The sequence below is a fragment of the Egibacter rhizosphaerae genome, from assembly GCF_004322855.1.
GTDB lineage: Bacteria > Actinomycetota > Nitriliruptoria > Euzebyales > Egibacteraceae > Egibacter > Egibacter rhizosphaerae.
Genome location: NZ_CP036402.1, coordinates 4,609,171 through 4,621,652 on the forward strand (window position 1 = coordinate 4,609,171; position 12,482 = coordinate 4,621,652).

At 70.5% G+C, this 12,482-nt stretch carries 7 protein-coding genes and 1 pseudogene; 2 read left to right on the forward strand and 6 right to left on the reverse strand.

Features of this window, described 5'->3' with window-relative positions; translation table 11 throughout:
* Nucleotides 1-14 precede the first annotated feature (14 nt).
* A complete protein-coding gene (locus ER308_RS21135) occupies nt 15-677 on the forward strand; it encodes an LON peptidase substrate-binding domain-containing protein (protein WP_131156803.1) in 663 nt (220 codons plus the stop codon).
* A 200-nt stretch (nt 678-877) separates the two neighbouring features.
* Nucleotides 878-1,852 (forward strand): prolipoprotein diacylglyceryl transferase, encoded by a 975-nt coding sequence (gene lgt, locus ER308_RS21140; protein WP_131156804.1) that lies wholly within the window; start codon nt 878-880, stop codon nt 1,850-1,852.
* Here the strand turns inward: lgt and ER308_RS22900 are convergent, their stop codons facing one another.
* The 6 genes and pseudogenes from ER308_RS22900 to ER308_RS21170 form a co-directional block, all read right to left on the reverse strand.
* Nucleotides 1,853-2,296, reverse strand: coding sequence for a penicillin-binding transpeptidase domain-containing protein (locus ER308_RS22900; RefSeq protein WP_338029777.1), 444 nt, complete (start codon nt 2,294-2,296; stop codon nt 1,853-1,855).
* 95 nt (nt 2,297-2,391) lie between these two features.
* Nucleotides 2,392-3,738 (reverse strand): annotated as a pseudogene (locus ER308_RS22905) (penicillin-binding transpeptidase domain-containing protein); the annotation flags it as partial.
* Nucleotides 3,739-3,923: 185 nt separating this feature from the next.
* Complete coding sequence (locus ER308_RS21155; protein ID WP_205745788.1) at nt 3,924-6,656, reverse strand: putative bifunctional diguanylate cyclase/phosphodiesterase; 2,733 nt, start codon at nt 6,654-6,656, stop codon at nt 3,924-3,926.
* Between the two features lie 237 nt (nt 6,657-6,893).
* The gene (dnaE, locus tag ER308_RS21160) at nt 6,894-10,442 is read right to left on the reverse strand and encodes a DNA polymerase III subunit alpha (protein ID WP_131156808.1); all 3,549 of its coding nucleotides are present in this window, start codon (nt 10,440-10,442) and stop codon (nt 6,894-6,896) included.
* A 184-nt stretch (nt 10,443-10,626) separates the two neighbouring features.
* On the reverse strand, nt 10,627-11,796 hold the full coding sequence (locus ER308_RS21165) for a polysaccharide deacetylase family protein (RefSeq protein WP_165492301.1): 1,170 nt from the start codon (nt 11,794-11,796) through the stop codon (nt 10,627-10,629).
* Nucleotides 11,797-11,941: 145 nt separating this feature from the next.
* Nucleotides 11,942-12,445, reverse strand: a complete 504-nt coding sequence (locus ER308_RS21170; RefSeq protein WP_131156810.1) for a pilus assembly protein CpaE — start codon at nt 12,443-12,445, stop codon at nt 11,942-11,944.
* Nucleotides 12,446-12,482: the final 37 nt, after the last annotated feature.

Here is a 12,482-nt window from a genome sequence, read left to right on the forward strand (position 1 = left end):
CGAGAGGGCCGGCGATGAGCACGCTCCTGCCCCTCTTCCCGCTTCGCACCGTCCTCTTCCCCGGGCGCCCCTTGCCGCTGCACGTGTTCGAGGATCGCTACCGCGCACTCCTCTCCGACTGTCTCGAGACGGATCGGCGCTTCGGGGTCGTCGCGATCCGCTGCGGTCAGGAGGTCGGCCAGCAGGCGGAGGTGTTCGACGTTGGCACGATCGCGGAGATCGAGGGGGTCGAGCACCACGAGGACGGGCGGGCCGACGTCACGACCCGCGGGACCGAGCGCTTCCGGATCCGCGAGATCGTCGAGACCGGGCCGTACCTCCAGGCGCGCATCGAGCAGTTGACCGAGCCCGAGTTGCCGCCGGCACGCGGCAACGGCCAGCTCGCTCGGTCCTGCGAGGCGCTGCGCCAGCTGCTGCACCCCTATCTCGCCGAGCTCGGTGCACCCGACGAGCTGCTGGTCCGGCTGCCCCGCGATCCCGGGGAGCTGAGCTGGTTGGCAGCGGCCGCCGTGCAGGTCGACCTGGCCGAGCGACAGCGTCTTCTCGAGCTCGACAGCGTCGACGAGCGCATCCTCGAGACCGCCCGGATTCTCCGGCGGGAGACGACGATCATGCGCCATCTGGGAACCGTCGCCTCCCTGAATCCCCCTGGTCCGGGGGGCGCGGAGCTGAACTAGGTCCGGGGGGCGCGGAGCTGAACTAGGTCCGGGGGGCGCGGAGCTGAACTAGGTCCGGGGGGCGCGGAGCTGAACTAGGTCCGGGGGGCGCGGAGCTGAACTAGGTCCGGGGGGCGCGGAGCTGAGCTAGGTCCGGGGGGCCGGACCCCTCGGTGACACTCCGCGCGGAGCGATCCCGGGCAACGAAGTATCGTCTCGGCATGCCTTCCTTGCTTGCGCTCATGGCCCAGATCCCGCCGCCGCCCGGGCAGGGGCTGCCGCTCGGCCCGGTGACCCTGAACTTCTACGGCCTCGTCATCGGCATCGGCGCGGTCCTTGCGGTTCTTCTCGCTCGTCGCCGCTACGCGGCCCTCGGGGGCGATCCCGAGGATCTCGAGATGACGGCGATCGTGGGGCTGATCGCCGGGTTCCTCGGGGCTCGGATCGGTTTCGTCCTGTGGCGGTTGCCTGACTTCGCCGATCGTCCTCTGGCCGTGTTCGCCATCTGGGAGGGGGGACTGGTCCTCTTCGGCGGTTTGGTCGGGGGGATCGCGGCGGCGTGGTTCATGGCTCGGCGGCGTGGGATGGACATCCCCGCGTTCGCCGACGCGGCCGCGCCCGGGATCCCGCTCGCGCAGGCGATCGGCCGCTGGGGCAACTACTTCAATCAGGAGCTGTATGGCCTGCCCGCGGACGTGCCGTGGGCACTCGAGGTCGAGCCGGACCGCCGGGCGGCGGGCTTCGAGGAGTTCAGCACCTTCCACCCGACGTTCTTGTACGAGTCGCTGGCGAACCTGGTCCTCGTGGCGGTGATCCTCGTCGTCGGGCGTGGTGGTCGCTTGCACCGAGGCGCCCTGATCTTCGTCTACCTCGCGGGTTACTCGGTGATCCGCTTCAGCGTGGAACTGCTGCGCATCGACACGGATTTCCGGCTGCTCGGGCTCTCGCGCAACAACTGGGCCTTCGCGCTCCTCGCGATCGCGGCGATCGTCGCACTCGTGTGGTGGCAGCGGCGTCCCGAGCCGCAGCCGGCCCCGAAGTCCGGGTCCGGTCGGGGCACCGGGTCGAAGGGTGGCGCCAAGGGGGGCTCGAAGGGGGGCTCGCAGTCCGCCAAGCAGAGCTCGAGGAGCCGTTCCAAGGGGCGCTCGGCGGGCGGGTCGAAGGGCGGCGGGAAACGCCCGCGGTCGCAGCGCTAGTCATTCGGCGAGCGCCCCCACGAGGTCGGCCGCGAGCGGGGCTGCGGTCTCCCCGCCCGCACCCCCGCCCTCCACGAGCACGGCGAAGGCAAGGCCCGCTGATCCGTCCTCTCCGAACAGCTCGGGTGCGACGCCCACGAACCAGGCGTGCTCCCCGTCGTCGACCTGGGCGGTGCCGGTCTTGCCGAGGACGGTGACGCCATCGGCGGCCGCGGCGGTACCGGTCCCGTCCTCGACGGCCTGTTCCATCAGGCTGCTGAGCACGTCCGGATCACCGGGGGCCTCGGTCTCCGACGCACCCTCCCCCTCGACGACGAAGGGCTGGCGCCACCGACCCGTGACGGCGGCCGCTGCCACCCCGGCCATGTGCGCGGGGGAGGCCTCGACGCGTCCTTGGCCGATGGCTTGCGCGGCGAGTTCGGTCTCGTCCTGTGGCTCGGGCATCGCCGCGAGCGATGTGAGCCCGGCGAGTTGGTAACCGGGGTCCTCGCCGGAGAAGCCGAACCCTTCCGCGTCCTGCGCGAGTGCCTCCCCCCGAGCTCGAGCGCCTCGTCGATGAAGGCCGTGTTGCAGGACTCGACGAACGCCTCCGCGAAGGGGATGTCGCCGAGGTCGAGATCCCCGGCGTTGGTGAACACGCGGCCCCCGGCGGTGCGCTGCGCCTCGCAGGCGACCGTCTCGTCGGGCTCCGTCCCGGCGTCGAGCAGCGCGGCGGCCGTCACGAGCTTGAACGTCGATCCCGGCGCGTATCGCCCGGTGAGTGCGCGCGGGAACTCGTCCCTCGGTCGGCTGACCGCGGCGCGGACGCCGCCGGACGCGGGGTCGAGCGCGACGATCGCGCTCCCCCGTCCCTCGGCCTCGAGCACCTCGGCCGCGGCTTGCTGGATGTTCGCATCGAGAGCGGTCGCGAGCGGCTCCGGCTCCACCGGGTCGAAATCGGCGAGGACGGTGACGGTCGTCCCGTCCTCGCCGACGATACGTACCTCGCCTCCGGGGCGTCCGGCGAGTTCCTCCTCGAACCGAGCCTCGAGCCCGGTGCGCCCGACGACGTCGCCCTCACGGTACGGCGGCCCCAGCTCGTCGAGCTGCTCGGCGGTGATCTGGTCGAGCCCTCCGACGAGTTCCCCCACCGCGGCGTTGGCCGGGACGCGGTCGGTCTCCTCCTGAAACACGATCCCGTCGAGTGCCGCGAGCTCCTCCCGCACCTCCTCCACCGCGTCGGGTGGCATGGTCGCGACCGGATAGAACCAGTCGGGCTCCAGATCCCCCGCGAGGAGCTCGGCCACCTCGTCCTCGTTCGCATCGGTCAGCTGCTCGAGCTCGCGGGCGAGTTCGTCGTGGTCGGCGACGTGCTGCGGTTCGACGCCGACCGTCACGACCTCCCCGCTGCCGGACAGGGGTTCGTCGTCGTGGCCGAGGATGGGAGCCCGCTCGGCCCAGTTCCGCGCCCGGTCGAGCTCCTGGGCCTCGCCGAGATCGGGATGCAGCACCTCCGGGGCCCAGTCGACCTCCCAGGCGTCCTCGCCCACCCGCACGACGCGGAAGCTGCCGACGTAGCTCCAGACACCGAGGTCCTCGAGGCTCAGGGTCGCCTCGAACGTGGCGGGTGCCGATTCCTCGAGGTCGTCGACGTCGAGCCGTGAGAGGTCGATGCTCGCCTCGCTGACATCGAGGTGCTCGTGGGCTTCGGCGTGCGCCTCGCCGGCCTCGCCGCCGGTCACCTCGTCGAGCGCCTCCCAGTCCTCCGCCGACCAGGCCGTGACGAATCGCTGGGCGGTCTGTCGGACGATCTCGGATTCGTCGTCGGCGACGAGCGCCCACCACGCCCCCACCGCGGCGCCGGCGATCGCCGCGAGCGCGAACAGTCCGATGAGCAGTCGGCGCACGTTCGCTCCTCGATTCGAGTCGATGTCCCGGCCGGGCGCGACCGGCTGGCTCGGTCCGCCGCAGGTGATCCTACGGCCTCCGCCGGGCTCGACCCAGCGGGCACCGGCGTCGCGCGCCGACGCCCGCCGAGGCGCTCAGCACGTCGATCGTCGCGCCATCGGACCTCCCGAGGTGCGCACGACGGTCAGCCACCGGGGTGTTCGATCGGGACGCGGCGCGCAGGCCGCCGGGACGAGCTGCCAGCGCCGCCCACGAGTTGCAGGCGCCCGGCGATGGTCTCGGCCGGTGCCGGTCCACCGAACAGATACCCCTGGGCGAACTTGCACCGGGCTTCGACCAGCGCGTCGCGGTGGTGGGATTCCTCGACCCCCTCGGCGACCGTGTCGATGCCGAGGCGCCGGCCCAGCTCGACGATCGCGGTCAGCATCTGCTCCCCCCGCTCGCCGCCTTGCGCCCCGGTCAGGAAGACGCGGTCGATCTTCAACTGATCGAGGGGGAAGCGCGCCAGGTGCCCGAGGGCAGAGTACCCGGTGCCGAAGTCGTCCAGTGCGACACGCACGCTGCGGCTCCGCAGCTCCTCGATGACTGCGCCGGCGGTCGCCGGGTACTGCATGATGGCCGTTTCGGTCAGCTCGAGCACCAGGGCCTGGCCGGGCAGGCCCGTGTCGGCCAGCGTGTCCTCGACCGCGGTCACCAGTCCGTCGGACTCGAGATTCCGAGCGCTGACGTTCACGCTGACGGTGAGGTCGGGATGGTGCACCCGCCACCCGGCGAGATCCCGGCACGCCACCCCGAGGACGTGTTGGTCGATCTCGTCGATCAGCCCGATCTCCTCGGCGAGCGGGATGAAGACGCCCGGTGGGACCTGCCCGTGCCGGGACGAGTTCCACCGCGCGAGTGCCTCGAGCCCCACGACGGTCCCGTCCTCGACGGTCACCAGCGGCTGGTACCAGACCGCGATCTCACCCTGGGGGATCGCGGCGTGCAGATCGTTCTCGAGCGCATGGCGGGTCCGCGTGGCGTCCTCGAGGCGGGCGGAATGCTCCACGACCGTTCCCGGCCCGGCCGCCTTCGCCTGGTACATCGCGAGATCGGCCCGTCGCAGCATGGCCTCCACGTCCCGATCCTCCGGGCGCAGGAACGCGAGGCCGACCGAGGCTCGGCAACGCACGCTGACCCCGTCGAGCTCCATCGGTCGTGCCAGCACCTCGGCCACCCGATCGGCGATCCGCCGGGCATCCGCCGCATCCGCGAGGCCCTCGAGCAGGACGGCGAACTCGTCGCCCCCGAGGCGCGCGACGGTGTCCTGCGTACGCACCGTGGTCCGAACGCGATCGGTCGTCGCGACCAGCACACGATCCCCGAAGGAGTGGCCGTACTGATCGTTGACGCGCTTGAACCCGTCCAGGTCGATGAAGAAGACCGCCGCGGTGGCGTTGGTGGCGGCGCGGCGCTCGAGGGCGTGACCGAGCCGTTCGGCGAACAGCGCCCGGTTGGCCGCCCCGGTGAGCGTATCGTGAAACGCTTGATGGGAGAGTTCGCGCTGCAGGGCCTTGCGCTCGCTCACGTCGCGGGTGGTGAGGACGTAGTCGGCCATGTCGGGATCGTCGCGTCGGTCCGACAGCGCCGTCTCGGTGTCGATCCAGTGGCCGTCCCGATGCCGGAACCGCCATTCGGCGCTCACCGTCGCCCGCCGCCCGGGTTCCGTGAGCAGGTGCTGCACGTGCTCGCGGTCGTCCTGGTGCACGAGGTCGAACAGGCACGTCCCCCGCAGCCCCTCCGGCGCGGTCCCGAGCAGGCTGCGCGCTTGGGCGCTGGCCAGGTGGATCGTGCCTGCACGGTCGACCTCGAGGACGAGGTCCGACGAGTGCTCGACCAGTGCTCGGAAGCGGCGCTCGCTGCCCTCGAGCGCCTCCAACAGGTGCAGGCGGTCCAGAACGAGGCCGATCTCGCTCGCGAGCGCCGCGAGCGCATCACGGTCGTTGCTGCCCAGCACCTCGGGCGTCCCGACCGCGACGACCCCCGAGAGCTGGGAAGCGACGACGACGAGCCCGAGCGTGAGGTGGCCCTGGGGGAGCTCGACGCCCCACTGTCGTCCGAGGGATCGCGCGGACTGCGGCCCGAGCACCAGCGTGCTGCGCACCCCCCGGCGCTCGAGGTGATCCAGCGCGGTGCGCAGTTCGCCGACGTCGATCCTCGTGCCGCGCAGCCCCTCGGCTCCGTCACCGCGGGTCTGGGCGATCTCGACCGTGGCCGCCGTCTCGTCCGTGCGCGCGAAGAACGCCGTGGCATCGTCGGTCAGCTGCGTGAGGCGATCCAGTGCGGCGCCGACGGCGGCATCCAGGTCCTCGAGGGTGCGGGCGGTGCCCAGCTCGGTGCTGCTCGCGGCGAGCACCTCCTCGCGGCGCGTCGCTCGCTCGGCGGCCTCGAGCGCCTGCAGTAGCCATCCCGCAGCGAACGGGTGCAATCCCACCAGGGGTGCGGCGATCGCGACGGTCGCGAACCCGACCGACGGGGAATCCCACGCCCCTGCGAGGGCGATGAGATACGCACCACCGTAGATGGCGGCGGCGCGCGCCATGTCCCGTCGTCCCTGGGCCACGCGTGTGCACCAGGCGAACAGCAGGAGCCCCAGGATCGGGATGAGGCTGCCGAGGAGGGCCGCGAGCGTTCCCATCGCCGTCAACTCGGCCGCGTCGCCGACGACGCTCGGTGGTCGCCGGTTGCCGGTCCACCACGCTCGCAACACGACCAACCCGACGAGCCCGAGGATCGTCAGCCGCTCACCGGCACTCCGACCCCCGTCGGCGAGCACGTACGCGGACACGGCCACCGCGTAGACGCTCGTCGCGACCAGGAACGCCCGATGGTACGCCGCGCTCGACTCCGGGCCCCGCAGCGGCAGGACTGTCAGCACCCGTAGCACGCTCTCGCCTCCTCCCCCGCCGGGCGTCCCGGACAACGGGCCTGTCGACCCGCCGCAGGAGCTACCTACCCCCCGAATCGGCGGGATCCGGGCAGGCTGAACCATTCCGGCCAGTCCAGCCCCGCGGGCTCAGGTCGGGGGGGCGGTCGAACGAACGGGCGTGCGTGGTGGACGTGTCACCGAGGCGGTCGGTGCTGACCGCCGCAGGCCGTCGCGGGCGATCAGCGCTCAGCGGATCGCATCCGGCCCCAGCAGGCTCTTGAGCTGCGCGTAGAGTCCCCCGTCGCGACTGACCCGCAACTCGTCGGGGAGCTGCAACGTGGTCCGCCGTGCCCCGCCGTTCTCGAGCCGCAGGTGGACCGGGGCGGCCCCGGGATGCTCCGCGAGCACGCGCTTCAGTTGGCCCACCCGGGTGTCGGTGCACTGCTCGGGCGCGACGCGCAGTTCGACGGGGGCTCTCGTGGCGTCGGAGACGTCGGGAGCGCGGACGTCGGTCGCGATCACCTTCGGTGGGTCGGCCCCGTCGAGACGTCCGCTGACCGCCAGGATGGCGTCCTCGACGAGCAGCTCCGCGGCGTCGGCGTAGACCGACGGGAAGAAGATGCAGTCGATGCCGCCCTGCAGGTCCTCGAGCGTCCCGGTGACGTAGGGCTCGCCCTTCTTCGTGAACTTCTTCGCGAGCCCCGTGAGAATCCCCGCCACCGTCAACTGCGCGGCCCCTGCGGCCGACTGCTTGTCGGAACGACCCCGGTCGGCACCCGTGGGCGCACTCTCGCCGTCGCGGGCGAGCTCCCCGATCGCGACCGTCGACTGCTGCTCGATCACCCGTTCCAGGCCGAACAAGGGGTGATCGCTCACGTACAGGCCGAGCATCTCGCGCTCGTGCGCGAGCTTCTCCTTGCGGTCGAACTCGGCGTCGTCCACCGCGAGGCTGCCGAGATCGTCCAAGTGCTCGTCGCCGAGGTCGCCGAACAGGCTGTCCTGACCCATGGCCTCGTTGCGCTTGATGCTCTGCGCCTGCTCGACGACCGGCTCGTAGGCCAGCAACAGGCCCTTGCGCGGATGACCGAGCGACTCGAACGCCCCGGCCTTGATGAGGGACTCGAGCGTGCGCTTGTTCAGAACGCCGGAGTCGACCTTCCGACAGAAGTCCCCGAAGTCGACGAAGGGACCGTGCTCGCGCCGTGCCGCGATGATCGCCTCGCAGACCGACTCACCGACGTTGCGAACCCCCGAGAGGCCGAAGCGGATGCGCTGGGCGCCGGCCCCCTCTTCGGCGCCCGGCTCGGTGGCCGGCGAGAAGTCAACGAGCGAGTCGTTGACGTCCGGCTGCAGCACCTCGATGCCCATCGTGCGGCAGGTGTGCAGGTAGAGAGGTAGGCGATCCTTGTTCGTCTTGACGCTCGTGAGCAGCGCCGACATGTACTCGACCGGGTAGTGCGCCTTCAGGTAGGCGGTCTGGTAGCTGACCAGCCCGTACCCCGCCGAGTGCGACTTGTTGAAGGCGTAGTCGGCGAAGCCCTCGATGAGGTCCCACAGCTCCTGCGCGAGCTGCTCGGAGTAGCCCCGTTCGCCCATGCCGGCGAGGAACTTCTCGCGCTGGGCGTCCATCTCCTTCTGCTTCTTCTTGCCGATCGCGCGCCGAAGGAGGTCGGCCTCGCCCAGGCTGAATCCGGCGAGCGTCTGCGCGATCTTCAGGACCTGCTCCTGGTAGACGATGATCCCGTAGGTCGGTTCGAGGATCTCGACGAGGTCGTCGTGCGGGTACGTCACGGGCTTGCGGCCGTGTTTGCGTTCGACGTACTCGGTGTGCAGATCCGCCGACATCGGCCCGGGCCGGTAGAGCGCGAGCAACGCGACGACGTCGTCGAACCCGTCGGGCTTGAGCTGCTTGCAGAGGGCCTTGATGCCGGTCGAGTCGAGCTGGAACACCCCGTCGGTGTCCCCCCGCGACAGCATCTCGTAGGTCGCGGGGTCGTCGAGCGGGACGTGGTCGATGTCGATCCGCTGTCCGGTGGTCGACTCGATGTGCGCGAGCGCGTCGCTGATGACGGTGAGGTTGCGCAGGCCGAGGAAGTCCATCTTGAGCAGGCCGATGTCCTCGACCATGCCCCCGTCGTACTGGGTGACGACCTCGCCTTCCTCGACCCGCAGGACGGGACAGTGCTCGGTGATCGGATCCCCGGCGATCACGACGCCGGCCGCGTGGATCGAGTGCTGCCGCCGCAGCCCCTCGAGCTGCTTCGCCGTGTCGAGGACCTGCTTCGCATCGGGCTCGTTGTCCCAGGCCTCCGCGAGCTCGGTCGACAGCTCGTAGGCCTGATCGAGCGCGTACTCCTTGCCCATCACCGGTGGCGGCATCATCTTGGAAAGGCGGTCGCCGAACCCGAAGGGGTGGCCCATGACGCGCGCGGCGTCACGGATCGCCGCCTTCGCCTTGATCGTGGAGTAGGTGATGATCTGTGCGACCCGGTCCTCGCCGTACTTGTCGATCGAGTACTGGATCATCTCCCCGCGGCGACGCTCGTCGAAGTCGAGGTCGATGTCCGGCATCGTGACCCGCTCGGGGTTCAGGAAGCGCTCGAAGATCAGGTCGTGCTCGATCGGGTCGAGGTCGGTGATGCCGGTGCAGTACGCCACGGCGCATCCGGCCGCCGAGCCGCGACCCGGCCCCAGGCGGATCCCGTGCTGGCGGGCGTATTCGCAGAGGTCGGCCACGATCAGGAAGTACGCGGGGAAGCCCATCTGCTCGATGATCGCGAGCTCCGACTCCAGACGTTCGGTGACCTTCTGCGACAGCGGCACGCCGTACCGCTGCTCGGCGCCCTCGAAGACCTTGCGGCGCAGGTGTTCGGCCTCGGTGAGCCCCTCCGGCACCTCGAACTTCGGCAGGTGGAACGTGCCGAAGTCGATCTCGACGTTGCAGCGCTCGGCGATCGCCAGCGTGTTCTTCCACGTCTGTGGCAACTCGGGGAAGAGCGCCTGCATCTCGTGCGGCGCCTTCACGTAGAACTGGTCGCTCTTGAACTTGAACCGATCCGGATCGGACTTCTGGCTGCCCGTCTGGATGCACAGGAGGCAGTCGTGCGCCTCGTGGTCGTGCTGGTGGGTGTAGTGGCTGTCGTTGGTCACGACGAGCCCGAGGCCGAGGTCGCGGGCGATCTCGATCAGCTGGCCGTTGGTCTTGTGCTGCTCAGGGATCCCGTGGTCCTGCAGCTCGATGAAGTAGTTGTCCGGCCCGAGGACATCGCGGTACCAGGCCGCGGTCTCCCGGGCGGCCCGCTCGTCGCCGGACAGCAGATGCTGGTTGACCTCGGCGCCGAGGCAGCCCGACAGCACGATCAGCCCGTCCGCGTACTGCTCGAGCAGCTCCTTGTCCGCACGGGGCTTGTACCAGTAGCCCTCGAGGTACCCCCGGCTCACGAGCTTCATGAGGTTCTTGTAGCCCGTGTTGTTCTCGGCCAGGACGGACAGGTGGTGGTAGGACTCCTGTTTGCCACTGCCCGCGGTCGCCTCCCCGGACCCACCGCGGCGGGGCCCCTTCTCGTAGCGGCTCCCACGAGCCATGTACAGCTCGGAGCCGATGATGGGTTTCACCCCGTGCTCGAGTCCGGCCTTGTAGAAGTCGATGGCCCCGAACATGTTCCCGTGGTCGGTCATGGCGAGCGCGGGCATGCCCTGTTGTGCGGCGTGGCGCATGATCTCGTCCACACGTGACGCGCCGTCGAGCATCGAGTACTCGGTGTGCGTGTGCAGGTGGACGAAGCTGTCACCCACCGATCTCCCCCTTGTCGCGTTTCATGCATCGGCCTGGCCGGCGGCCGGGAGGCGACCCGGACGCTCGCGGGACCGACACGAGATGTGCCGGGGGAAGGACGGAGACGGATCCCGTCGTGAATCACACTCGTGTCGTTCGGCCTTCACGGTAGCGCGTCGAGCCGCGCGGAGTCTACCGGGGACCCTAGGGCTCGTACGGGTTCGCCCGGTCGGCGTGCTCGGGGTCCAGGCGCTCGGCGTCGTCCTCGGGGAACGAGATCGTCTCGGGATCACCGTCGGAGACGTACTTGCGACCCGGCTCCTCCTCGAGCCACTCGAGCCAGTGCTCCGACATGAAGGACGCATCGGGGCCGTCCGCGCCTCGCTGGGCGAGGATCCGCGGGATCCCGAGCGGGTCGAAGTCCTCCGCGAACGGCGAGGGGGCCGGATCCGACCCGACCAACAGGATGCCCTCGTGCTCGTACTCGATCCCGTCGTGGGCACCGGTACGGGCAAGCTCCCGCTCCTCGGGCCAGACCCCGAGCGGCAGCGACATCGTCGCGACGTCGCCCCCGGGGACCACCTCGCGGATCTGCTCCGCACCCAGGGCGAGTTGGCGCTGCACCTCCTCGCTGTCGACCGTGCCCAGGTTCTGATGGCCGATCGTGTGGTTGCCGACCTCGAACCCGAGCTCGTGGAGCTCGGCGAACATCTCCTGGCCCTGCTCAGGGTCGTCGAACCGCTTGTCGGTGACGTAGAAGGAGCCCACGGCGGGGAACTCGGGATGCTCCTCCCCGAAGTCCAGCATGATGCCGACGGCGCTCTCGGGGTCCACCTCGCCGTCGTCGGTGCGGTCGAACTGCGTTGGCAGCGTGTCGTCGAACGTCAGCACGACCGGACTCCTGCCCGCGGGGATGTCGATCTCCCCGCGCACGAGATCGACCGTGCGGATGGGGTGGTAGCCGTGCTCGTGGAGGAACTCGAGTTCCTCCCGGAACGCCTCGGGGGTCATCTGCCACTCGTCGGCGGGCTCCTCCACGATCCCGTGGTACATGAGGACGGGGACGTGGCCCAGCTCGTTCGCCTCGACCTCCGCGGGGTCGGGGAGCTCGTTCCCGGCCGCGGCCTCCTCACCGTCGGAACCCTCGTCACGCTCGTCCGCCGCGTCCTCGTCGCGTTCAGGATCCGGGTCCGCGTCATCGGCGCGATCCGAGGACTGTTCATCGTCCTCCGCGGCCTCCCCGTCGGCCTCGTCCCGACCGTCGTCGGACGAGTCGGTGGCTGGCGGCTCGGCCTCCCCCTCGGCCGGCTCGTCCTCAGCCCCGCCACACGCGGCGAGCCCGAAGGCCACGAGCACCATCGACAACATCAGCATGCCCGCACGAACGCCCATTGCGCCTCACACTCGACCGACCGGTGCCCCCTGACCACCGCACGGTACCGCGAGCGAGGCATGCGGGCGCGCCAGCGCCCCTGTCCCCCGCCGCCCCGTCGAGCACCCTCGGGCCTCGAGCCCGCGATCAATCCTCGCTCGGGGACTGCTCCAGGCAACGCAGGACCGCCAGGCCGTAGGCCTCGACGGCCAGCGGATGGACGACGGTCTCGTCTCCCTCCACCCAGAACCGGACGCGGAACCGCTCACCATCGCGCTCGAGCATGCGGAACCGCTCGCCCAGCGCTGCGCGCAGCTGGGCCTCGCGGGGCAACCAGACGACCTCGCGGAGCATGATCGCGTCGAGTCCCCACTCGACCGCGCCCCCGAACGTGATGACCTGCCCGGCAGGGGCCTCGGCGACGTCCACGCTCATGGGGCTGATGAGGAACGTGTGCTCGTCGAGGTCCGCATCGGGGACGACGAAGCGGTCACCGGTGATCGGTCGCCACGGGAGCCCGGCGTCGCGCAGCCGCTGGGCCAGGTCGACGGAGAGCAGCGGCTCACCGGCCGGCTCCCGGCCGCGGATGGCGCCTTCGTCGGTGACCACCCACTGGGAGAGGTCGAACGCGTGGTACCCGAACTCGCTCATCACCATCCGAGCTTGCCCGGGCGGAGTTGTGGGCACT

Coding starts and splice junctions, on each gene's coding strand:
- ER308_RS21135 (WP_131156803.1), top strand. CDS start 15: ATGAGCACGCTCCTGCCCCTCTTCCCGCTTCGCACCGTCCTCTTCCCC.
- lgt (WP_131156804.1), top strand. CDS start 878: ATGCCTTCCTTGCTTGCGCTCATGGCCCAGATCCCGCCGCCGCCCGGG.
- ER308_RS22900 (WP_338029777.1), bottom strand. CDS start 2,296: ATGCCCGAGCCACAGGACGAGACCGAACTCGCCGCGCAAGCCATCGGC.
- ER308_RS21165 (WP_165492301.1), bottom strand. CDS start 11,796: ATGCTGATGTTGTCGATGGTGCTCGTGGCCTTCGGGCTCGCCGCGTGT.
- ER308_RS21170 (WP_131156810.1), bottom strand. CDS start 12,445: ATGAGCGAGTTCGGGTACCACGCGTTCGACCTCTCCCAGTGGGTGGTC.